The organism is Streptomyces sp. NPDC049813, from assembly GCF_044465085.1.
Classification (GTDB): Bacteria; Actinomycetota; Actinomycetes; order Streptomycetales; family Streptomycetaceae; genus Streptomyces.
The window spans coordinates 289,177-310,567 of record NZ_JBITLI010000005.1 but is presented as its reverse complement, the minus strand read 5'-3'; the positions used below and the strand labels follow the sequence as shown (position 1 = coordinate 310,567).

The following is a 21,391-nucleotide window of genomic DNA, read 5'->3' as shown; positions in this document are numbered from 1 at the left end:
AGCGGTTCTACCAGGATAAGAAGACTCTGGTACCCGCCTGGGCGACGGCGGACGCTCGGTGACATGACCACCCAGACGCACTCCCCGCCGGTCGCCCGCACCGTGGCGCCCGGGCTCTCGCTCGGCGGCCCGGGGCTGTTCACCGTGCTGCTCGGCGCCGCCCTGCCCCTCATCGACTTCTTCATCGTCAACGTCGCCCTGCCCACCATGGCCCGCGACCTGTCGGCGAGCGAACCGGTCCTCGAACTCGTCGTCGCCGGGTACGGCATCGCCTACGCCGTCCTGCTCGTCCTGGGCGGCCGGCTCGGCGACCAGCTCGGCCGCCGCAGGCTGTTCGTCGGCGGCATGGCCGCGTTCGGCCTGACCTCCCTCGCCTGCGGTCTCGCCCCGACCGCGGGGACGCTCGTGGCGGCCCGGATCGCGCAGGGCGCGGCGTCGGCGGCGATGCTGCCGCAGGTGCTCGCCACCATCCAGGCGACGACGGCGGGCACGCGCCGCGCCAAGGCCATGAGCATGTACGGGGCGACGGCGGGCCTGTCGATGGTGGCGGGCCAGGTGCTGGGCGGGGTCCTCGTCTCCGCGGACCTGTTCGGCTCGGGCTGGCGCGCGGTGTTCCTGGTGAACGTGCCGGTGGTGGCCGTGGCCCTCGTCCTCGCGCTCCGCACCGTCCCGGAGACCCGCTCGGCCCGCCCCGAGCGCGTCGACGTGCCGGGCACGCTGCTCCTCGCGCTCGCCCTGATCGCGCTGCTCGCCCCGCTGACCGAGGGCCGGGCGGCGGGCTGGCCGCTGTGGACCTGGCTCTCGCTCGCCGCGTTCCCGCTCCTCGCGTACCTCTTCTACGAGGTCGAGCGCCGGGCGGACCGGACGGGCGGCGCCCCGCTGATCCCGCCGTCCCTCTTCGCGCTCGTCCCGCTGCGCCGGGGGCTCGCCCTGGTGGTGCCCTTCTCCATCGGCTTCAGCGGGTTCATGTTCGTGATCGCGGTCGCGCTCCAGCAGGGCGAGCGGCTCGGCGCGACCGCGGCGGGCCTGGCGCTCGCCCCGATGGCGGCGGTGTTCTTCGCGACCTCGCTCGCCGGCCCGCGGCTCGTGGCGCGCTGGGGGGCGCGGGTGGTGACGGCGGGCGGTCTGGTCCAGGGGGCCGGGGTGGCGCTGATCGCGCTGGCGGCGCACGGGACGTGGCCGCACTTCGGAGTCCTCGCTCTCCTGCCGGGCGCGGCGCTCGCGGGCGCGGGGCAGGCGCTCCAGCTCCCGATCCTGTTCCGGATCATCCTCTCGGAGGTCCCGGCGGCGCGGGCGGGTGTCGGTGGCGGCGTGATGACGACGATCCAGCAGGCGTCGCTGGCCCTCGGCGTGGCCACGCTCGGCACGCTGTTCCTCTCCTTGGTCCCGTCGGTCGGCATGCGGGACGCGCTGGTCACGACGTTGCTGGTGCAGCTCGGGGCGGTGGCACTGACGGTGGGACTGAGCCTGCGGCTGCCGCGCGAGGTGGCCTGAGGGCACACCTGAGGGCACAGGGGCCACACCCCCGTCGACACCCCCGTCGGCACCCCCGTCGGCACCCCGGCCGCACGCCGGCCGCACGCCGACCGACATGACAGGTGACAGATATTGAAATCTGTCACCTGTCATGCCAAGGTGGAGGACATGAACCTCCCCACCGAAACACAGCGCCCCCTCGGCACCACCGGCCCCCGCGTCTCCGCGCTCGGCCTCGGCTGCATGGGCATGTCCGCGCTCTACGGCGACGCCGACCGCGCCGAGTCCATCGCCACGATCCACGCCGCCCTCGACGCCGGGGTGACACTCCTGGACACCGGCGACTTCTACGCCATGGGTCACAACGAGATGCTGATCGGCGAGGCCCTGCGCACGGCGCCGGCCGCGGCCCGCGAGGCGGCGCTGACCAGTGTGAAGTTCGGCGCGCTGCGCGACCCGGACGGCGGCTGGAGCGGCTACGACGGCCGCCCGGCGGCCGTGAAGAACTTCGCCGCGTACAGCCTCCAGCGGCTCGGCGTCGACCACATCGACGTCTACCGCATCGCCCGGCTCGACCCGGAGGTGCCCGTCGAGGAGACCGTCGGCGCCATCGCCGAGCTGGTCGAAGAGGGCCACGTCCGCCACATCGGCCTGTCCGAGGTGGGCGCGGAGACGATCCGGCGGGCCGCCGCCACCGCCCCGATCTCCGACCTCCAGATCGAGTACTCGCTGATCTCGCGCGGCATCGAGGAGTCGATCCTGCCGACCGTCAGCGAGCTCGGCATCGGCGTGACCGCGTACGGCGTCCTGTCGCGCGGTCTCATCTCCGGCCACTTCACGCAGGACCGCACCCTCGCGGCGAACGACTTCCGCGGCATGAGCCCCCGCTTCCAGGGCGACAACCTGCGCCACAACCTCGGCCTGGTGGAGCAGCTCCGCAAGATCGCGGAGCAGAAGGGCGTCAGCGTCGCGCAGATCGCCATCGCCTGGGTCCTCGCCCAGGGTGAGCGGCACGGGGCCGCCGTCGTCCCGCTGGTCGGCGCCCGCACCCGGACCCGCCTCACCGAGGCCCTCGGCGCGCTCGACGTCACCCTCGACGCCGCCGACCTCGCCGCGATCGAGGCGGCGGTCCCCGCCGACGCGGCGGCCGGCGAGCGCTACCCGGCGGCCCAGATGGCACACCTCGACAGCGAGCGCGGCTGACCCGCCCGGTACGGTCACGTACATGGCTCCGACCGAGACCCTGACCCCCGAGCGCATCCTCGCCGCGACCGAGGAGGTGCTGCGCCGCCACGGCGCCGCGAAGGCGACCGTGGTCGACGTGGCCCGCGCGCTCGGCGTCAGCCACGGCTCGGTCTACCGCCACTTCCGGACCAAGGCCGAGCTGCGCGGCGCGGTCACCCGGCGCTGGCTGGAGCGCACCACCGGGGTCCTGGCCGACGTCGTCGCGGGGGACGAGGCGCCCCCGGACAAGCTGCGGCACTGGCTGGCGGCCCTGTTCGAGGCCAAGCAGCACAAGGCGGGCGACGACCCCGAGCTGTTCGCCACGTACACGGTCCTCACGACCGAGAACAGCGACGTGGTCGACGAGCACCTCGACGAACTGCTCGGCCAGATCGGCGCGATCCTCCACGAGGGCGTCGCCCAGGGCGAGTTCGAGGCGCCGGACGTCCCGGTGACGGCCCGCGCCGTCCTGGAGGCCACCGCCCACTTCCACGACCCGGTGCACGCGCCGGAGTGGTCGAGGCCGGACAGCCAGGCGGCGTTCGACGCGGTGGTGGCCCTGGTCCTGCGCGGCATCGAGGCCCGCTGAGCCGCCTTTCAAGCCCCTGCGGCCTCTTCCAGCCCCTGCGGCGATTGAGCAGCGGGGTCCGGGGCGGAGCCGCCCCATTAAGCCCCTGCGGCGATTGAGCAGCGGGGTCCGGGGCGGAGCCCCGTGACAGGACGAAGGCCCCGGCCCACCGGATACCGGCGGACCAGGGCCTCAGCCACGTAGAGGAACGTCAGCAGCCGATCAGCCGCGACGCAAGGTACCCCTCGATCTGGTCGAGAGACACCCGCTCCTGCTTCATGGTGTCGCGCTCACGCACCGTCACCGCGTTGTCCTCAAGGGTGTCGAAGTCGACCGTCACGCAGAACGGCGTACCGATCTCGTCCTGGCGACGGTAGCGGCGGCCGATGGCACCCGCGTCGTCGAAGTCGATGTTCCAGTGCTGGCGCAGCGCCTGGGCGAGCCCCTTGGCCTTCGGGGAGAGCTCAGGGTTGCGGGAGAGCGGGAGCACCGCGACCTTCACCGGGGCGATGCGCGGGTCGAACCGCATGACCGTGCGCTTCTCCATCTTGCCCTTGGCGTTGGGCGCCTCGTCCTCGAAGTACGAGTCGAGCATGAAGGCGAGCATGGTGCGGCCGACACCGGCCGCCGGCTCGATGACGTACGGCGTGTACCGCTCGCCCTTCTCCTGGTCGAAGTAGGAGAGGTCCTGGCCGGAGGCCTTGGAGTGCGCGGACAGGTCGTAGTCCGTGCGGTTGGCGACGCCCTCCAGCTCACCCCATTCGCTGCCGCCGAAGCGGAAGCGGTACTCGATGTCGGCGGTGCGCTTGGAGTAGTGGGAGAGCTTCTCCTTCGGGTGCTCGAACCAGCGCATGTTCTCCTCGCGCAGGCCCAGGCCGGTGTACCAGTTCCAGCGCTGCTCCATCCAGTACTCCTGCCACTGCTCGTCCTCGCCCGGCTTGACGAAGAACTCCATCTCCATCTGCTCGAACTCGCGCGTGCGGAAGATGAAGTTGCCGGGCGTGATCTCGTTGCGGAAGGACTTGCCCATCTGGGCGATGCCGAACGGCGGCTTGCGCCGCGAAGTCGTCTGCACCTGGCTGAAGTTGGTGAAGATGCCCTGCGCGGTCTCGGGCCGGAGGTAGGCGACGGAGCCGCTGTCCTGGGTCGGGCCGAGGTGCGTGGAGAGCAGGCCGGAGAACTGCTTGGGCTCGGTGAACGTGCCCTTGTTGCCGCAGTTCGGGCAGGTGAGGTCCGCGAGGCCGTTCTCCGGCGCGCGGCCCTTCTTCTCCTCGTACGCCTCCTCCAAGTGGTCCGCGCGGAACCGCTTGTGACAGGAGGTGCACTCGGTCAGCGGGTCGGTGAACGTGGCCACGTGGCCCGACGCCTGCCAGACCTCCGTGGCCAGGATCACCGACGAGTCGATGCCGACGACGTCCTCGCGCGAGGTGACCATGTAGCGCCACCACTGGCGCTTGAGGTTCTCCTTCAGCTCCACGCCCAGCGGACCGTAGTCCCAGGCGGCGCGCTGACCACCGTAGATCTCGCTGCAGGGGTAGACGAAGCCACGGCGCTTGCTGAGGCTGACGATGGTGTCGATCTTGTCGGCGGCCACGGTGCTCTCTTCATTACGACGACGTTGAAGCTCGCTGGATACGCGCTCCGGGAGCGAATGCTTCAGGTTACCGGCGGGCCCACCCCTGCAACCAAATCGGTTCCGGGGTACAGAGCGGGACCGAGCGTGACGAACGCCTTGTTGACAATCGTTTCCAGTTTTGTTGAAAATGACTGTCATGAACGAACGCCTGGCCCGTCGCCCCCGCCGCCGCCTCATATCCACCGCCGCCGTCGCCGCCACCACGGTGCTCGGCCTCGTCGGCCTCTCCGCCTGCGCGTCCTCCGACGCGGCGGACGGCAAGAGCGACGGCAAGCTGGACGTGGTGGCGTCGTTCTACCCGATGCAGTACCTCGCGGAGCAGATCGGCGGCGACCACGTCTCCGTCCGCAACCTCACCGAGCCCGGCCAGGAGCCGCACGACCTGGAGGTCAGCGCCCAGCAGCGGGCCCAGATCGAGGAGGCCGACGTCGCCCTCCACCTGAAGGGCCTGCAGCCCGCGGTGGACGAGGCGATCGACCAGTCCGGCACGGAGACGAAGATCGACGCGGCCTCCCTGACCCACCTGGAGAAGCACGGCAGCGAGGTCGGCGGCCACGCCGAGGAGCACGCGGCCGACGACGGGCACGACCACGACAGCGAAGGTTCCGACCCGCACATCTGGCTCGACCCGGTGAAGTACGCGCAGGTCGCGACCGGTGTCGGCAAGGCGCTGGAGAAGGCCGACCCGGACCACGCGGCGGACTACGAGAAGAACACCGCGGCGCTGGTGAAGAAGCTGGACGGCCTGGACGCCCGGTTCCGGGACGGCCTGAAGGACACCGACTCCAAGGTCTTCATCACCACCCACGCCGCCTTCGGCTACCTCGCCGAGCGCTACGGCCTCACCGAGGAGGCCATCAGCGGCCTCGACCCGGAGAGCGAGCCCAGCGCCGCCCGCGTCAAGGACCTCCAGAAGATGGCGAAGGCAGACGGCGTCACGACCGTCTTCTACGAGACCCTCGTCAGCGACAAGACGGCCAGGACCCTGGCGGACGACGCGAAGCTCAGGACTGCCGTACTCGACCCGATCGAGGGCATCACCGAGAAGTCCAAGGGTGACGACTACCTCCAGGTCATGACGGCGAACTTGGCCGCGCTGCAGAAGGCCCTCGGCGCCAAGTGACGTACAAGAGCGATGAGTTGAAGGGCGGCAGCGAGATGAGCGAACCCGTCATCACCCTGCGCGGGGTGACGGCCGAACTGGGCGCGCGCCCGGTGCTGCGCGGTATCGACCTGACCGTGGGCCGCGGCGAGGTCGTCGCCCTGCTCGGCGCGAACGGCTCGGGCAAGTCGACGGCCGTGCGCAGCATCATCGGCCAGGTGCCGCTGACCGGCGGCGAGATCGAGCTGTTCGGCACGCCGCGCCGGCGCTTCAGGCAGTGGGCGCGCGTCGGCTACGTGCCGCAGCGCACGACGGCCGCGGGCGGCGTGCCCGCGACCGTCACCGAGGTCGTCTCCTCCGGCAGGCTCTCCCGGGCCCGGTTCGGCGTCCTGCGGGCGGCCGACCGGGCGGCGGTGCGCGACGCCCTGGAGATGGTGGGCCTCGCCGACCGCGCCAAGGACTCGGTCGACGCGCTCTCCGGCGGCCAGCACCAGCGCGTGCTCATCGCCCGCGCCCTGGCCGCTCGACCCGAGCTGCTGATCATGGACGAGCCGATGGCCGGGGTCGACCTGGCCAGCCAGGAGATCCTCGCCGCCACCCTGCGCGAGCAGGTCGCGGCGGGCGCCTCCGTCCTGCTCGTCCTGCACGAACTCGGCCCGCTGGAACCGCTGATCGACCGCGCGGTCGTGCTGCGCGACGGCTGCGTCCTGCACGACGGGCCGCCGCCGAAGGCGGTCGGGCAGCACGCCCTGCCGGGCCACGACCACGTCCACCCGCACGCCGCGGCGGACGCCGAACCCTTCCGTACCGGACTGCTGAGCTAGAGGGCACGATCATGGAATTCCTCGACTACGCCTTCATGCAGCGGGCCCTGCTCGCCGCCGTCCTCATCGGCGTCACCGCCCCCGCCATCGGCATCTACCTGGTCCAGCGCCGCCAGGCCCTGATGGGCGACGGCATCGGCCACGTGGCGATGACCGGGGTCGGCCTCGGCTTCCTCTTCTCCATGTCCCCGGTGTGGACGGCGATGCTCGTCTCCGTCCTCGGCGCGCTGCTCATGGAGCTGATCCGCTGGTACGGCAGGACGCGCGGCGACATCGCGCTCGCCATGCTCTTCTACGGCGGCATGGCCGCGGGCGTGATGTTCATCAACCTCGCGCCGGGCGGCTCCACCGCCAACCTCACCTCGTACCTCTTCGGCTCGCTCACCACGGTCTCGCAGCAGGACGTCGTCACGATCTGCCTGCTCGCGGCCTTCGTCGTGCTGGTCACCGTGGGGCTGCGCCGCCAGCTCTTCGCGGTCAGCCAGGACGAGGAGTTCGCCCGGGTCACGGGGGTGCCGGTGCGCGCCCTGAACCTGCTGATCGCGGTCACCGCCGCGGTCACCGTGACGGTCGCGATGCGGGTGGTGGGCCTGCTCCTGGTCTCGGCGCTCATGGTGGTCCCGGTGGCGGCGGCGCAGCAGCTGACCCGCAGCTTCCGGGCGACCTTCGTGGTCTCGGTGGCCATCGGCGTCGTGGTGACGCTGGGCGGCACCGTCACCTCGTACTACCAGGACGTGCCGCCCGGCGCGACGATCGTCCTGCTGACCATCGGCGTCTTCATCGCCCTGACGCTGCTCGCCGCGCCGCTGGCCCGGCGCCGGGCGCGGGCGGCGGCGGCCGTCGCGGGCGACCCGGCGGAGTGCTCGATCCCCGGGCAGGCCCCGGCCAGGATCTGACCCGGCTCCCATGCCGCCTGGCACAATGGCGGCCGTACGTACGTGGCAGGGATGTGAGGAGGAACCCGTGGCAGCCCCGGTTCGAGGCAGGTCGACCCGCCAGCGCGCGGCCGTGGCGGCGGCGCTCGACGAGGTGGACGAGTTCCGCAGCGCCCAGGAGCTGCACGACGTCCTGAAGCACAAGGGCGACTCGGTCGGTCTGACCACGGTCTACCGCACGCTGCAGTCCCTCGCGGACGCGGGTGAGGTGGACGTGCTGCGCACGTCCGAGGGCGAGGCCGTCTACCGGCGGTGCTCCTCCGGTGACCACCACCATCACCTGGTGTGCCGGGTGTGCGGCAAGGCGGTGGAGGTCGAGGGGCCGGCCGTCGAGTCCTGGGCGGAGGCGATCGCCTCCGAGCACGGGTACGTGAACGTGGCGCACACGGTGGAGATCTTCGGCACGTGCGCGGAGTGCGCCGGCGCGGGGTGACGGGGCGGTTTCATCGCCGGGTGCGGGCCGGTGGGGGCTTCTCGCGCAGTTCCCCGCGCCCCTGGAGCATGCGGCTTCGCCGCAGCTCCCCGATGAGATGGCGCACGAAGTGCGCATCTCAGGGGCGCGGGGAACTGCGCGAGAAGCCCCGCCGGACCCGCAGACCGCGGCGAAGCCCCGCCGCGCAGACGCGACCGGGGTCGGTCAGGCCCCGCCCTCCAGCTGGAGCAGCACCTCGTTGGGGGTCGCACCCCCGAAGCGCCGGTCGCGGGAGGCGTACTCCACACAGGCCCGCCACAGGTCCCGCCGGTCGAAGTCCGGCCACAGCACGTCCTGGAAGACCATCTCCGCGTACGCGCTCTGCCACAGCAGGTAGTTGGACGTGCGCTGCTCACCACTGGGCCGCAGGAACAGGTCGACGTCCGGCATGTCCGGGTAGTACAGGTACTTCGCGAAGGTCTTCTCGCTGACCTTCGCCGGATCGAGCCGCCCGGCCTTCACATCCTCGGCGAGCGCCTGCGCCGCGTCGGCGATCTCGGCCCGGCCCCCGTAGTTCATGCAGAAGTACAGGGTCAGCCGGTCGTTGTCCTTGGTCTGCTCCTGGGAGATCTCCAGCTCCTTGGCGACCGACTTCCACAGCTTGGGCATCCGGCCGACCCACCGCACCCGGATGCCGAGCGCGTCGAGCTGGTCGCGGGTCTTGCGGATGAAGTCCCGGTTGAAGTTCATCAGGAAGCGGACCTCGTCGGGCGAGCGCTTCCAGTTCTCCGTGGAGAACGCGTAGAGCGAGATCGCGCCGACGCCCAGCTCGACGGCGCCCTGGAGGACGTCCAGGACGCGCTCGGCACCGACCTTGTGCCCTTCCGTGCGCGGCAGCCCGCGCTCCTTGGCCCAGCGGCCGTTGCCGTCCATCACGATGGCGACGTGCCCGGGCACCAGCTCGCCCGGGATCTTCGGCGGCCGCGCGCCCGACGGGTGCGGTTGCGGTGTCTCGTACTCATGACGGGACGACCGTCCGAGGATTGAGCGACGTGCCATGTTCCGGGCCTCTCCCCTAGCTCAGTTAGCTCAGTTAGCTCAGTTTTTCCTGCTCTGACATCCAGCGCCGGCGCGCTAGCTCTTCTCCACGTAGCGCAGCGAACGCAGTCCGCGCTCCAGGTGCCAGTGAAGGTAGGCCGAGACCAGACCGCTGCCCTCCCGCACGAAGCGTGGTTCACTCGCGTCGGCCGTCTCCCAGTCGCCGCTCAGCAGCGCGGCGAGCAGGGTGAGGGCCCCGGGCGAGGGTACGACGCTGCCCGGTACCCGGCAGTCGGCGCAGACCGAGCCGCCCGCGCCGACCGAGAAGAACCGGTTGGGCCCGGGCATTCCGCACCGGGCGCAGTCGCCGAAGGTGGGCGCGTACCCGTTCACCGCGAGGGAGCGGAGCAGGAACGCGTCGAGGATGAGGTGCGCCTCGTGCTCGCCGCGGGCGAGGGTGCGCAGGGCGCCGACGAGCAGCAGGTACTGCTGGACGGCCGGTTCGCCCTCGTGGTCGGTGAACCGCTCCGCCGTCTCCAGCATCGCGGTGCCGGCGGTGTAGCGGGCGTAGTCGGTGACGATGCCGCCGCCGTACGCGGCGATGGTCTCGCTCTGCGTGCACAGCGGCAGACCGCGCCCGATCAGTTCGCTGCCCCGCGCGAAGAACTGCACGTCGACGTGGGAGAAGGGTTCGAGCCGGGCCCCGAACTTGGACTTGGTGCGGCGCACGCCGCGGGCCACGGCGCGCACCCGGCCGTGGCCGCGGGTGAGGAGGGTGATGATGCGGTCGGCCTCGCCGAGTTTCTGGGTCCGCAGGACGATCCCGTCGTCACGGAAGAGACTCATCGCGCACCCCCACGGGCGGCGGCGTCGTCTTCACGGAGCAGGGTCATCCCCCCATTCTGCCTCTCCACACCGGTCCCCCGTGGCCCGGGCTCCGTGTCAGGTGCCGCTCAGGGGACCTCGCCGCGGCTCCTGCGGTTGGCGTAGGCGGTCGCCGCGCGCAGCCGCTCCGTGGTGGTGGCCTCCCGCACCATGTCGGGCGAACAGTCCCACTCCCGGCCGCCGCCGAAGGGGCGCAGCTGCACGTACGGGCCCTCGTGTCCCATCACCCGTCCCACCCGGCCGGTGCTCATGTCGACCGCGTACGAACCGATGGCTGGCTTCATCGGGTGGCGCTCCTGTCCGGTTGTGCGTCCTGCGCGAGGGGGTGACGGCCGGGCGGTCGCCGTGTCAACCGGACAACGCCCCGATTCCGGAGATGGACACGGGGCGAACGGGGGCTCGCCGGGTGACCCCCTCGCCCCGATCCTATTTCACGCTTAGTGCCGCAGTGGTGACTTTGCGTCCCCGCGCCGGTGGTTCAGCCGACCCCGCGGGTCTCCTGCTCGGCGCGCTTGCCGATGCCGCGGAAGTGCGTGGCCATGGCGTGCTCGGCGCCGGCCACGTCGCGGGCGCGCAGCGCGGCCACGATGGCGCGATGCCGGTCGACGGTCACCTCGGGCGCCGGGTCCCCCGCCCACCGGCGGACCCCGGCGACCCGGTCGAAGACGTTCCAGAACGCGCCGAGCAGCTGCGGTATCAGCTCGTTGCCGAGCGAGCCGTAGAGCGTCTCGTGGAACGCGCGGTCCAGGTCGGCGAAGGGCTCGCCGGCCGCCCCCGCCTCCCCCATCTTCCGTACGATCGCGTCGAGTTGGTCCAGGGTTCCGGCGTCCGGCGGGGCGGCGGCGACCCGGCGGATCAGCCCTTCCTCCAGGATCTCGCGGACCTGGAGTATCTCGGCGAGGGCGTGCGCGTCGTCGGCGGGGCGCAGCAGGGTGCGGAAGGTGAGATTGTCGGCGAGCGGGGTCAGCGAGGCCTGGCCGACGTAGGTGCCGTAGCCGTGCCGGATCTCCACGATGTCGAGCGCCTGGAGGGCCTTGAGCGCCTCCCGGACCGAGTTCCGGCTGACCCCGAGGCTCTCCATCAGCTCGGCTTCGGTGGGCAGGAGCGCGCCGGGGCGCAGCCCCGCGTCGAGGATCTGTTGCATCACCGCGCGCTGGACCTGGTGGCCGACGCGGCGGGGGCGTACGGCGGGATTCCTGCGCTCCTCGGGCATGCGCCGCATCGTAAGTGCTCCGGACATCCCACGTCCCATCTCGGGGCGGAACTTCTTCGCGGGGGGTGGGCTGCGCACGCATGTGCGTTCTGCGCGATCTCTTGACCGCCTCAGCGGGGCCTCTTATGGTCACGTCGCTACCCAGACGTAGGACGTTGGATCTCCCGGCTTCGCGCATCGCCCCGGCCGGGCCGCCCCTTCACCGCAGTCACTGGAGGCACCATGAGCGAGCACGACGCAAGCGGCCGCCGCTCCTTCCTCGCGCACACCGGCGCCCTGGCCGCGGCGGCCGCCGTCTCCACGTCGCTGTCGGCCTGTTCGTCCGGGCCCAAGTCCACCAACGGCACCGGCGAGGACGGCGGCACGGGCGGCTCGGCCTCCCTGACGGCCGTCATCGGCTACGGCAACGACGGCAGCTGGGACCCGACGCAGACGGCGTCCGCGTTCGCGATGGCCGGCAACCAGCACATCTACGAGGGCCTCGTGGACACCGACCCGATCACCCGGGCCCCGTACGCGGCGCTGGCCACCTCGGTGCCGGACGAGACACAACTGAAGGGCACGTCCTGGAAGTTCACCCTGCGCTCGGGGGCCACCTGGCACGACGGGAAGCCGGTCACCGCCGACGACGTGGTCTTCGTCTTCGAGCGGATCCTCGACCCGAAGACGCAGACGCTCGCCAAGGGGTTCTTCGAGAGCTGGCTGAAGGAGGTCCGCAAGACCGGCGAGTCCTCGGTCGAGCTGCTCCTCAAGTTCCCCTTCCCGGACGGGGTCGCGCGGCTGACCCTCGCGAAGATCATGCCGAAGCACGTCTTCTCGGCGGCCGGCGCGTGGGACGAGGCGATGAAGGGCAAGGCGGTCGGCTCGGGACCGTACCGGCAGGTCTCGCACCAGCCGAAGACGAACACCACCTTCGCCGCCTTCGACGGCTACAACGGCCCGCGCAAGCCCGCCTACCGCTCGATGAACTGGCTGACCATCGTGGACGCGGCGCCGCGCGTCGCCAAGATCTCCGGCGGCAGCGCCGACGCGCAGATCGCCGACAACATCCCCTACGCCAACATCCAGCGCCTCGAGCGGGACGGGCTGACCGTCGAGGGCGGGGCCGGGATGAACAACCTCTTCCTGATGTTCAACACGGCGCACAAGCCCTTCGACGACGTCCGCGTGCGCCAGGCACTGCACTACGCCATCGACACCGGCAAGATGATCGAGGTCGCGCTCAAGGGCCACGGCAAGGCGGCGAGTTCGTTCCTGAACGAGCAGAACCCGAGCCACCGCCGGGCCGGGACGGTGTACGCGTACGACCCGAAGAAGGCACGGCAGCTGCTGAAGGACGCGGGCGTCAGCGGCCTGCGCGTCGACCTCATGGCGGTCAACGTCTCCTGGATCGTCGACTGCCTGCCGACCATCAAGGCCTCCTGGGACGCGATCGGCGTGCGCACCACGCTCGACCCGCAGGAGACCACCGCCGTCTTCACCAAGATGGACCAGAAGAAGGACTACCAGGTGGTGGCAGCCGCCTCGAACCCGAACCAGTTCGGTCTCGACGCCGACCTGATCATGCGCTACAACTACGGGCCGGCCAACCTCTGGATGGGCTATGCCCGTTGGGCGGGGAACACCACCGCCAAGCAGCTCTTCCGGCAGATGGACCAGGCCACCAGGGAGCCGGACGCCGCAAAGAAGAAGACGATGATCCAGGAGTACCTGGACACCGTCGCCGAGCAGGCCGTCATCTACCCCGTCGTGCACAACGAGCTGATGACCGCCTGGGACGGCCGGAGGATCACCGGGGTGCAGGCGCAGCCCTACCCCGGCATCAACGTCCTCAAGGCGCGCCCCGCGTAAGCCCCGCCAGCTGGTCACTACGTAAGGGAGTCCGTGCCCGTGGCCGTGATCGCCCGCATCCTCGCCCGCAGGCTCGTGCTGCTCGTGCCGCTGCTGCTCGGCATCGTCCTGTTCGTGTTCCTCGTGATGCGCTTCGCCGACATCGACCCGGCGTCCGCGTACTTCCAGGGCGCCAACCCGACGCCGCGGCAGCTGCACGACTTCCGCGAGCGCAACGGGCTCCTCGATCCGCTGCCGCTGCGCTACCTGCACTTCGTCGGCGACCTGCTCCGGGGCGACCTGGGGATCAGCGTGCTGACCCGGCAGCCGGTCGTCGAGCAGATCACCACCGCGCTGCCGCTCACCCTGCAACTGACGTTCCTGGGGCTCGGCATCGCCGTCGTCGTCTCCCTGACGCTCGGCATCAGCGCCGCCATCCACCGCGACCGCGCCTGGGACCAGGTCGTCCGGGTCGTCTCCCTGACCGGCGTCGCGGCGCCCGGCTTCTGGCTGGCCCTGCTGATGATCCAGTACCTCTCCGTGGACCTGGGCTGGTTCCCGACCGGCGGCTACGTCAACCCGGCCGACTCGCCGTCCGGCTGGCTGCGGACCATGACGCTGCCCGCGCTCGCGCTGTCGCTGCCGGTCGCCGCCCAGCTCACCCGGATCGTGCGCACGGCCGTGGTGGAGGAGCTGGACAAGGACTACGTGCGCACGGCCGTCGGCAGCGGGCTGCCACCGGCCGTCGTGGTCGGCCGCAACGTCCTGCGCAACGCCCTGATCAACCCGCTCACCGTGCTCGGGCTGCGCGTGGGCTATCTGCTGGGCGGGGCGGTGGTCGTGGAGACGATCTTCTCCCTGCCCGGGATGGGGAAGCTGATGATCGACGCGGTGAAGAACGGGGACCCGGCCGTGGTGCAGGGGGTCGTGCTCACCACGGCCGTCGGGTTCGTCGTGGTCAACCTGGTGATCGATGTGCTGTACCTGCTGGTGAACCCGCGGCTGCGGGGGCAGTCGTGAAGGCCGCGGGGCGCCGCCCCGGACCCCGCTCCCCGAACGCCGGGAGGGCCGGATTCCTGCGGCTGCCGTGGCTGTCGCGGATCGCACTCGGCGTCCTGGCCGTCGTCGTCCTCATGGCCGTCCTCGCACCGCTGCTCGCGCCGCACGACCCGCTCGACCAGCAGCCGCAGGTGGACGGCGTCGGGCAGCCGTCCGCCGCGCACTGGATGGGACAGGACAGCCTCGGCCGCGACATCCTCAGCCGGCTCATGTACGGGGCCCGCTGGTCGCTCGCCATCGGGCTCGGGGCGACGCTGCTCGCGCTCGTCGTCGGCGCGGTCCTCGGCGCGGTCGCGGCGACCTCCGGCAAGGCGGTCGACGAGACGCTCATGCGCTGCCTCGACGTCGTCATGGCGTTCCCCGGCATCGCGCTGGCCGCCGTCCTCGTCGCCGTGTTCGGCGGCGGCATCCCGGTGCTGATCTGCGCGCTCGCCTTCCTGTTCACGCCGCCGATCGCCCGGGTCGTGCGCGCCAACGTCCTCGACCAGTACGGCGAGGACTACGTCACCGCCGAGCGGGTCATCGGCGCCCGCACCCCGCACATCGTGCTCAAGCACGTCGCCGTCAACTGCGCGGCCCCGATCCTCGTCTTCTGCACCGTGCAGGTCGCGGAGGCGATCGTCTTCGAGGCGTCGCTCTCCTTCATCGGCGCGGGCGTGCGGCCCCCGGACCCGTCCTGGGGCAGCGTCATCGCCGACGGCAAGAACATGGTGCTGATCGGCGGCTGGTGGGCGACCGTCTTCCCCGGCCTGCTGATGCTGCTCACCGTCCTGTCGCTGAACGTGCTGAGCGAAGGCGCCTCCGACGCGTGGGCGGCGCCCGCCGCGCGCGACGTCCCCACGGCCGCGGAGCCCGACCGCCTGGAGGCCCCCGCGCCCGGCACCGGCCAGGTCCTCGAACTCCCCGGCCTCACCGAGGCCGCCGCCCGCCTGCGCGCCCGCGCCCGCCCCCTGCCCGACGCCCCGCCCGTGCTGTCCGTACGCTCCCTGGCCATCGGCTTCGAGGGACGGCACGGCGGGGTCGACATCGTCGACGGCATCAGCTTCGACGTCCGGCCCGGCGAAGTCCTCGGCCTGGTCGGCGAGTCCGGCTGCGGCAAGTCGCTGACCGCGCTGACCGTGATGGGCCTGCACCCCAAGGGCGCCCGGATCCGCGGCCACGTCACCTTCGACGGCCGCGAGCTGGTCGGCCTGCCGATGGGCGCGCGCCGCCGTCTCCTCGGCCACGACATGGCGATGATCTACCAGGACGCGCTGTCGTCCCTCAACCCGGCGATGACCGTACGCGCCCAGCTCAAGCAGGTCGTGCGGCGCGGCGGCCGCCGCTCCCCCGCGGCCCTGCTCGACCTCGTCGGGCTCGACCCGCAGCGCACCCTGCGCAGCTATCCGCACGAGCTCTCCGGCGGCCAGCGCCAGCGCGTCCTGATCGCCATGGCGCTCTCCCGCGACCCGAAGCTGATCGTCGCCGACGAGCCGACGACCGCGCTCGACGTGACCGTGCAGGCCCAGGTGATCGAGCTGCTGCTGCGCCTCCGCGCCGAACTGGGCTTCGCGCTCGTCCTGGTCTCGCACGACCTGGCGCTGGTCGCCGACGTGACCGACCGCGTCGTCGTCATGTACGGCGGCCAGATCGTGGAGACGGGCGTGACCGCGGACCTGGTCGAGGCGCCCGCCCACCACTACACCCGCGGGCTGCTCGGCTCGGTCCTCTCGCTGGAGTCGGCGGCGGAGCGCCTGACCCAGATCAAGGGCGTCGTCCCCTCCCCGGCCGACTTCCCGCGGGGCTGCCGCTTCGCCGACCGCTGCCCGCTGGCGTCGGAGGTGTGCCGCCAGAGGGCCCCGGAGCTGACGGGCGGTCCGGGTCACGCGGCGGCGTGCCACCACCCGGCGGCGCCCCGAAGGGGCGCGGGGAACGGCGCGAGCAACCACGGCGGTCCCGGCGCCGCGCACACCACGTCCGTACCCACGGCGCGCCGCGCGACCCCCACGGAGAGGGACCCGAAATGACCCATCCCCTGGTGGAGTTGGCCGACGTACACGTCGTGCACAAGGCCCGCTCCGGCGGCCTCTTCAGCCGCGACCACGTGTACGCCCTCACCGCCGCCGACCTCTCCGTCGCCCCCGGCGAGACGGTCGGCGTCGTGGGCGAGTCGGGCTGCGGCAAGTCGACGCTGGCCAAGGTCCTGGTGGGCGTGGAGAGACCGACCTCGGGGACGGTGACGCACCAGGGCGGCGACCTGTGGACCATGCCTCCCGATAGGCGCCGCGCCGCGCTCGGCACCGGCGTCGGCATGGTCTTCCAGGACCCGTCGACGGCCCTGAACCGGCGGCTGACCGTACGGCAGATCGTGTGCGACCCCCTGGACGTGCACCGGCGCGGTACGGCCGCGGAACGGCAGGCCCGGGTACGGGAGTTGCTGGGCCTCGTCGGCCTTCCCGCGGCCCTGGCCGACGTCCTGCCCGGCCAGCTCTCCGGCGGCCAGCGCCAGCGGGTCGCCATCGCGCGGGCGCTGGCCCTGGAGCCCGCGCTGGTCGTGGCCGACGAGCCGACGAGCGCGCTGGACGTGTCGGTGCGGGCGCAGATCCTCAACCTCCTCCTCGACCTCAAGGAGCGGCTCGGCATCGCCCTGGTCTTCGTCTCGCACGACATCCAGACCGTGCGGCGGATGAGCGACCGGGTCATCACGATGTACCTGGGCCGCATCGTGGAGGAGACCCCGGCCACCGACGTCCTCGACCGGTCCCGGCACCCGTACACCCGCGCCCTGTTCTCGGCGACGCCCGGGCTGCTCGACCCGGTCGACCCGATCCCGCTGGCCGGTCCGGTGCCGTCGGCGACGCGGCCGCCGTCCGGCTGCCCGTTCCGTACGCGGTGCTGGCGGGCGGACGTGACGTGTGCGGGGGCCATGCCGGGGCCGCGGGGGGCCGGGGGGCATGTCTTCCGGTGCCATCATCCGGTGGACGCGGAGCAGTCCACGCGGGATCTTGTCCGGGAGGCGTTCTGACGGGGCCCGCGCGAGGCGGGGCTCGGCCTGGGCTCGGCGCCCGGCGCTCGGCCTGAGGCCACGGGGCTCCGCCCCGGACCCCGCTCCTCAATCGCCGGAGGGGCTGATTTTTGCCCGGCGCTCTCCCCCGGGGCCCCGCTGAGCGCAGGCGGAGGCGGAGGCGGGACCTAGCTCGGGGTGCGGGCGGCCACCGTCAGGAGGCGGGTCACCTCGTCCGTGCACATGGTCAGGGCGGCGCCCACCGTGCCGAGCACGTCCCGCTCCGCCGCCGAGTACGGCCCGTCCGCCAGGGCGATCCGCGCGCCCTGGAGCAGGATCGACTCGCGCCCGGCCGGGGCGAGGTGCTGGGCGAGCGGGTCGAGCGCCTCGTGCAGCTCTATGGCCAGCCCGGCGCCGGCCCCGCAGTGCTCCGGCAGCCGGCCCGTGTCCAGCCGCAACGCCTCGACCAGCGCGGCCAGTTGCTCCTCCGAGCAGTCGTCGAACCCGGCGGCCCGCACGGTGCCGACGGCACACTCCAGCGCCGTACGGGAGGAGGCGTTGCCCGCGGAGAGCACCGCGAGCACCACGGTGTGGACGGCGTCGCGCAGCATGCCGGAGAAGCGGTGGGTGGTGGGGTGGTCGAGCGCGTCCGGGCCGAAACGGCCCTCGCAGGCGGCGCACTGGACGACGGGCCCGGTCTCGCCGCGCGGCAGCACCGGCACGCCGAGCACGGTGAACCGGCGACGGCCCGTACGGCGCTCGAAGTTGCGGTCGCCGCCGCAGCCCGGGCAGAAGAACTCGCCGTCGCCCACGGTGGTCCACGCGGTGTGCACGCCCAGAACCCGAGAGACCCCGGTCCGTCGCATACGTCCCCAGATCGGCAGCACGTCGCACACCTCCGTAACGGCACCGCAACATCGCGGCGTTGGCGTGATGTTAGCCACATTGTCGAGGCGGCGTCAGTACCTTGGTCACGCCGAGGTCACGGCAGGGGCGTCGGCTGGCCGAGACATGACGCGGCCCCGCGCCCCCACAAATGGGGTGCGGGGCCGCGAAAGTGCAGCTCAGCCGGGTCAGCGGGTGGCGCGGTTGACCGCGGAGACGACTGCCTGCAGCGACGCACGTGTCGTATTCGCGTCGATCCCGATCCCCCACAGAACCTTGTCGTCGATGGCGACCTCGATGTACGAGGCGGCGACCGCGGAGGCGCCCTCGCTCATCGTGTGCTCCTGGTAGTCCAGCAGCCGGGCGTCGATGCCGATGCCCTGCAGCGCGTGGAAGAACGCGGAGATCGGACCGTTGCCGGTGCCGACCAGGACCTGCTCGACGCCGTCGACCGCGGCCTCGACGGTCAGCGTGTCGACGCCGTCGGTGTCGGTGGTCGTCTGGCCCGCCTTGACCTGGATGCGGCCCCACGGGTTCTCCGGGTTGGGCAGGTACTCGTCGCGGAAGACACTCCAGATGTCCTTCGGCGTGACCTCGCCGCCCTCGGCGTCCGTCTTGGCCTGGATGACCTTGGAGAACTCGACCTGCATGCGGCGCGGCAGGTCCAGGCTGTGGTCGTTCTTCAGGACGTAGGCGATACCGCCCTTGCCGGACTGGGAGTTGACCCGGATGACGGCCTCGTAGGAGCGGCCGACGTCCTTCGGGTCGATCGGCAGGTACGGCACGGCCCACTCGATGTCGTCGACGGTCTTCCCGGCCTGCGCGGCGCGGTTCTCCATCGCCTCGAAGCCCTTCTTGATGGCGTCCTGGTGGGAGCCGGAGAAGGCGGTGTAGACCAGGTCGCCCGCGTACGGGTGGCGCGGGTGGACCTCCATCTGCGTGCAGTACTCGGCGGTGCGGCGGATCTCGTCGATGACCGAGAAGTCGATCTGCGGGTCGACGCCCTGCGAGAACAGGTTCATGCCCAGGGTCACCAGGTCGACGTTGCCGGTGCGCTCGCCCTGGCCGAACAGGCAGCCCTCGATGCGGTCGGCGCCGGCCATGATCGCCAGTTCGGCGGCGGCGACGGCGGTGCCCCGGTCGTTGTGCGGGTGCACGGACAGGCACACGTACGGGCGGCGCGTCAGGTGGCGGCTCATCCACTCGAAGCGGTCCGCGTGCGTGGAGGGGGTCGAACGCTCCACCGTGGCGGGCAGGTTCAGGATGATCTCGCGGTCCGGGCCCGGCTGCCACTCGTCGCAGACGGCCTCGCAGACCTCCAGGGCGAAGTCCAGCTCGGTGTCGGTGAAGATCTCCGGGCTGTACTGGTAGCCGAAGACCGTCTCGGGGCCCAGCAGCTTCTCCGCGTACTCCATGACCAGGCGGGTGCCGTCGACGGCGATCTGCTTGACCGCGTCCTTGGAGCCGCGGAAGACGACCTCGCGCCAGACCGGCGCCGTCGCGTTGTACAGGTGGACCGTGGCGCGCTTGGCGCCGACCAGGGACTCCACGGTCCGCGCGATCAGCTCCTCGCGGGCCTGCGTCAGTACGGAGATGGTGACGTCGTCCGGGATCGCGTCCGGGTCCTCGATGATCGACCGGACGAAGTCGAAGTCCGTCTGCCCGGAGCTCGGGAAGCCGACCTCGATCTCCTTGTAGCCCATGCGGACCAGCAGGTCGAACATCTCGCGCTTACGGGCCGGCGACATCGGGTCGATCAGTGCCTGGTTGCCGTCGCGCAGGTCGGTGGAGAGCCAGCGGGGGGCGGCGGTGATCCGGTTGTCCGGCCAGGTGCGGTCGGCGATGTCCACCTGGTCGTACTGACCGTACTTGTGGATCGGCATCGACGTGGGGCGCTGGAAGTTCGGCATGGTGCGTGGGGCTCCTCGAGGGTGGCCGGTAAGGCGGCCGACCGGCGCAACACCAAACTCCGCGGGGAGGGGGTCGGCCTCGACTACAGGCCCTCGCCGCGGCAGCTAAGGAGAAGCAGCCCGAAACGCATGATGCACCGCACCTTAGCCGAGTCGCGCCGGACGCGAGGACCCGTATCAGTATGCGGGACCGGTACGAGGTAACGGGTAAGAGGTGATCAATACCTCTATTTCACTAATCATGGTGGCAGGTAGTGACAGCACCATGACGCAGTGCCACATTGCCTCGCATGACCACCAACCTCACGGGGAACCCGGAAGGGTTCGAGCCCGTTTTCTGCACCATCGTGCCGCCCCACCTCCAGGACCGGGTCGCCCAGTCGGACGACGCGGCCGTCGCCGCCCGGGCCCGCAGGAGCCTGGAGCGTGACGCCCTGGAGCGCACCCGACGCCGGATGACCACCGTGCTCGGCGCCCCCGCCGCCGCCCCGGCGTCCGACACCGCGGACCAGCAGCCGCGGCGGACCATCTACGACGCCCGCCACGGCACGGAGCTGCCGGGCCACAAGGTCCGCGGCGAGGGCGACGAGCCCGGCACGGACGCCACCGTCAACCGCGCCCACGCCGGTCTCGGCGCCACCTTCGAGCTGTACCTGGAGAAGTACGCCCGCCACTCGATCGACGGCCAGGGCCTGCCGCTCGACGCGACGGTGCACTACGACGAGGACTACAACAACGCCTTCTGGAACGGCGAGCAGATGGTGTTCGGCGATGGTGACGGCGAGATCTTCCTCGACTTCACCCTCCCGGTCGACGTCATCGGGCACGAGCTGACCCACGGCGTCACGCAGTACACCGCGAACCTGACCTACTTCGGGCAGCCCGGCGCGCTGAACGAGTCGGTGTCGGACGTCTTCGGCTCGCTCATCAAGCAGTACACGCTGGGCCAGACCGCCGCCGAGGCCGACTGGCTGATCGGTGCGGGGCTGCTGGCGCCGCGCGTCACCGGTGTCGCCCTGCGCTCCATGAAGGCGCCGGGCACGGCCTACGACGACGACGTGCTCGGCAAGGACCCGCAGCCCGCCGACATGGCCCACTTCGTGAGGACGGGCCGGGACAACGGCGGCGTGCACATCAACTCCGGCATCCCCAACCACGCCTTCTACCTCCTCGCCGAGGCGCTGGGCGGGCACGCGTGGGAGCGGGCAGGGCAGATCTGGTTCGACACCCTCACCAGCGGCGAGCTGGCGCAGGACTGCCTCTTCGCCGACTTCGCCAAGGCGACGGTGAAGGCCTCGCAGGCCCGCTACGGCGCGGGTGAGGAGCACCAGTCCGTGCTCAAGGCCTGGGAGCAGGTCGGGGTCCCCACCCAGTGATGGCGGGTCTTGGCGGGTCCCGGCGGGCCCCCGAC

General features: G+C 71.6%; 19 protein-coding genes. 12 read left to right on the top strand and 7 right to left on the bottom strand.

From position 1 onward, the window contains the following. The first annotated feature begins 63 nt into the window (after positions 1-63). From ACIBW6_RS14075 to ACIBW6_RS14065, 3 genes are all read left to right on the top strand, one after another. The gene (locus tag ACIBW6_RS14075; RefSeq protein ID WP_399059534.1) at positions 64-1,494 is read left to right on the top strand and encodes an MFS transporter; all 1,431 of its coding nucleotides are present in this window, start codon (positions 64-66) and stop codon (positions 1,492-1,494) included. A 150-nt stretch (positions 1,495-1,644) separates the two neighbouring features. Further along, complete coding sequence (locus ACIBW6_RS14070; protein ID WP_399059533.1) at positions 1,645-2,679, top strand: aldo/keto reductase; 1,035 nt, start codon at positions 1,645-1,647, stop codon at positions 2,677-2,679. A gap of 22 nt (positions 2,680-2,701) precedes the next feature. After that, a complete protein-coding gene (locus ACIBW6_RS14065; protein WP_399059532.1) occupies positions 2,702-3,289 on the top strand; it encodes a TetR family transcriptional regulator in 588 nt (195 codons plus the stop codon). Positions 3,290-3,479: 190 nt separating this feature from the next. Here the strand turns inward: ACIBW6_RS14065 and ACIBW6_RS14060 are convergent, their stop codons facing one another. Further along, a complete protein-coding gene (locus ACIBW6_RS14060; protein ID WP_399059531.1) occupies positions 3,480-4,862 on the bottom strand; it encodes a glycine--tRNA ligase in 1,383 nt (460 codons plus the stop codon). Positions 4,863-5,031: 169 nt separating this feature from the next. Between ACIBW6_RS14060 and ACIBW6_RS14055 the strand changes: the two genes are divergently transcribed. From ACIBW6_RS14055 to ACIBW6_RS14040, 4 genes are read left to right on the top strand one after another with little or no spacing between them, the layout of a single operon-like run. Continuing rightward, positions 5,032-6,027, top strand: coding sequence for a metal ABC transporter substrate-binding protein (locus ACIBW6_RS14055; protein WP_399059530.1), 996 nt, complete (start codon positions 5,032-5,034; stop codon positions 6,025-6,027). 35 nt (positions 6,028-6,062) lie between these two features. Continuing rightward, entirely contained in the window at positions 6,063-6,830 is a 768-nt protein-coding gene (locus ACIBW6_RS14050; RefSeq protein WP_399059703.1) for a metal ABC transporter ATP-binding protein, read from the top strand. Positions 6,831-6,841: 11 nt separating this feature from the next. Beyond that, positions 6,842-7,726: a metal ABC transporter permease gene (locus tag ACIBW6_RS14045; protein WP_399059529.1), complete on the top strand. Its 885-nt coding sequence runs from the start codon at positions 6,842-6,844 to the stop codon at positions 7,724-7,726. Between the two features lie 25 nt (positions 7,727-7,751). Continuing rightward, positions 7,752-8,198, top strand: coding sequence for a Fur family transcriptional regulator (locus ACIBW6_RS14040; RefSeq protein ID WP_399059702.1), 447 nt, complete (start codon positions 7,752-7,754; stop codon positions 8,196-8,198). A gap of 204 nt (positions 8,199-8,402) precedes the next feature. Here the strand turns inward: ACIBW6_RS14040 and ACIBW6_RS14035 are convergent, their stop codons facing one another. From ACIBW6_RS14035 to ACIBW6_RS14020, 4 genes are all read right to left on the bottom strand, one after another. Then, entirely contained in the window at positions 8,403-9,236 is an 834-nt protein-coding gene (locus ACIBW6_RS14035; RefSeq protein WP_399059528.1) for an isoprenyl transferase, read from the bottom strand. A gap of 75 nt (positions 9,237-9,311) precedes the next feature. Continuing rightward, complete coding sequence (recO, locus tag ACIBW6_RS14030; protein WP_399059527.1) at positions 9,312-10,061, bottom strand: DNA repair protein RecO; 750 nt, start codon at positions 10,059-10,061, stop codon at positions 9,312-9,314. Between the two features lie 107 nt (positions 10,062-10,168). Continuing rightward, complete coding sequence (locus tag ACIBW6_RS14025; protein ID WP_399059525.1) at positions 10,169-10,384, bottom strand: hypothetical protein; 216 nt, start codon at positions 10,382-10,384, stop codon at positions 10,169-10,171. Between the two features lie 194 nt (positions 10,385-10,578). Continuing rightward, positions 10,579-11,322, bottom strand: a complete 744-nt coding sequence (locus tag ACIBW6_RS14020) for a FadR/GntR family transcriptional regulator (protein ID WP_399059701.1) — start codon at positions 11,320-11,322, stop codon at positions 10,579-10,581. Between the two features lie 213 nt (positions 11,323-11,535). On the opposite strand from ACIBW6_RS14020, the gene ACIBW6_RS14015 reads away from it, so the two are divergent. Genes ACIBW6_RS14015 through ACIBW6_RS14000 form a run of 4 tightly spaced genes read left to right on the top strand, consistent with a single transcriptional unit; the run spans position 11,536 to position 17,206 of the window. Continuing rightward, positions 11,536-13,164 (top strand): ABC transporter substrate-binding protein, encoded by a 1,629-nt coding sequence (locus ACIBW6_RS14015; RefSeq protein WP_399059524.1) that lies wholly within the window; start codon positions 11,536-11,538, stop codon positions 13,162-13,164. Positions 13,165-13,203: 39 nt separating this feature from the next. Further along, entirely contained in the window at positions 13,204-14,163 is a 960-nt protein-coding gene (locus ACIBW6_RS14010; RefSeq protein ID WP_399059523.1) for an ABC transporter permease, read from the top strand. Then, the gene (locus tag ACIBW6_RS14005) at positions 14,160-16,208 is read left to right on the top strand and encodes a dipeptide/oligopeptide/nickel ABC transporter permease/ATP-binding protein (RefSeq protein ID WP_399059522.1); all 2,049 of its coding nucleotides are present in this window, start codon (positions 14,160-14,162) and stop codon (positions 16,206-16,208) included. Before ACIBW6_RS14010 ends, ACIBW6_RS14005 begins: the two co-directional genes overlap by 4 nt. After that, positions 16,205-17,206, top strand: a complete 1,002-nt coding sequence (locus tag ACIBW6_RS14000) for an oligopeptide/dipeptide ABC transporter ATP-binding protein (protein ID WP_399059521.1) — start codon at positions 16,205-16,207, stop codon at positions 17,204-17,206. Before ACIBW6_RS14005 ends, ACIBW6_RS14000 begins: the two co-directional genes overlap by 4 nt. Positions 17,207-17,373: 167 nt before the next feature. Here ACIBW6_RS14000 and ACIBW6_RS13995 read toward each other — a convergent pair whose 3' ends face one another. Then, positions 17,374-18,051 (bottom strand): TerB family tellurite resistance protein, encoded by a 678-nt coding sequence (locus tag ACIBW6_RS13995; protein WP_399059519.1) that lies wholly within the window; start codon positions 18,049-18,051, stop codon positions 17,374-17,376. A gap of 207 nt (positions 18,052-18,258) precedes the next feature. Further along, entirely contained in the window at positions 18,259-19,980 is a 1,722-nt protein-coding gene (gene leuA, locus ACIBW6_RS13990) for a 2-isopropylmalate synthase (RefSeq protein WP_399059518.1), read from the bottom strand. A gap of 290 nt (positions 19,981-20,270) precedes the next feature. Between leuA and ACIBW6_RS13985 the strand changes: the two genes are divergently transcribed. After that, positions 20,271-21,356 carry a M4 family metallopeptidase gene (locus ACIBW6_RS13985; protein ID WP_399059517.1) on the top strand — a complete coding sequence of 362 codons (1,086 nt, stop codon included), beginning with the start codon at positions 20,271-20,273 and terminating at the stop codon, positions 21,354-21,356. Positions 21,357-21,391: the final 35 nt, after the last annotated feature.

Excerpts from the sequence above, each read along its gene's own strand:
- ACIBW6_RS14015 (WP_399059524.1), top strand. The coding sequence starts at position 11,536 with ATGAGCGAGCACGACGCAAGCGGCCGCCGCTCCTTCCTCGCGCACACC.
- ACIBW6_RS14050 (WP_399059703.1), top strand. The coding sequence starts at position 6,063 with ATGAGCGAACCCGTCATCACCCTGCGCGGGGTGACGGCCGAACTGGGC.
- ACIBW6_RS13985 (WP_399059517.1), top strand. The coding sequence starts at position 20,271 with ATGACCACCAACCTCACGGGGAACCCGGAAGGGTTCGAGCCCGTTTTC.
- ACIBW6_RS14055 (WP_399059530.1), top strand. The coding sequence starts at position 5,032 with ATGACTGTCATGAACGAACGCCTGGCCCGTCGCCCCCGCCGCCGCCTC.
- ACIBW6_RS14020 (WP_399059701.1), bottom strand. The coding sequence starts at position 11,322 with ATGCGGCGCATGCCCGAGGAGCGCAGGAATCCCGCCGTACGCCCCCGC.
- recO (WP_399059527.1), bottom strand. The coding sequence starts at position 10,061 with ATGAGTCTCTTCCGTGACGACGGGATCGTCCTGCGGACCCAGAAACTC.
- ACIBW6_RS14075 (WP_399059534.1), top strand. The coding sequence starts at position 64 with ATGACCACCCAGACGCACTCCCCGCCGGTCGCCCGCACCGTGGCGCCC.
- ACIBW6_RS14035 (WP_399059528.1), bottom strand. The coding sequence starts at position 9,236 with ATGGCACGTCGCTCAATCCTCGGACGGTCGTCCCGTCATGAGTACGAG.
- ACIBW6_RS13995 (WP_399059519.1), bottom strand. The coding sequence starts at position 18,051 with ATGCGACGGACCGGGGTCTCTCGGGTTCTGGGCGTGCACACCGCGTGG.
- ACIBW6_RS14000 (WP_399059521.1), top strand. The coding sequence starts at position 16,205 with ATGACCCATCCCCTGGTGGAGTTGGCCGACGTACACGTCGTGCACAAG.
- leuA (WP_399059518.1), bottom strand. The coding sequence starts at position 19,980 with ATGCCGAACTTCCAGCGCCCCACGTCGATGCCGATCCACAAGTACGGT.
- ACIBW6_RS14045 (WP_399059529.1), top strand. The coding sequence starts at position 6,842 with ATGGAATTCCTCGACTACGCCTTCATGCAGCGGGCCCTGCTCGCCGCC.
- ACIBW6_RS14070 (WP_399059533.1), top strand. The coding sequence starts at position 1,645 with ATGAACCTCCCCACCGAAACACAGCGCCCCCTCGGCACCACCGGCCCC.
- ACIBW6_RS14065 (WP_399059532.1), top strand. The coding sequence starts at position 2,702 with ATGGCTCCGACCGAGACCCTGACCCCCGAGCGCATCCTCGCCGCGACC.
- ACIBW6_RS14040 (WP_399059702.1), top strand. The coding sequence starts at position 7,752 with ATGGCGGCCGTACGTACGTGGCAGGGATGTGAGGAGGAACCCGTGGCA.
- ACIBW6_RS14025 (WP_399059525.1), bottom strand. The coding sequence starts at position 10,384 with ATGAAGCCAGCCATCGGTTCGTACGCGGTCGACATGAGCACCGGCCGG.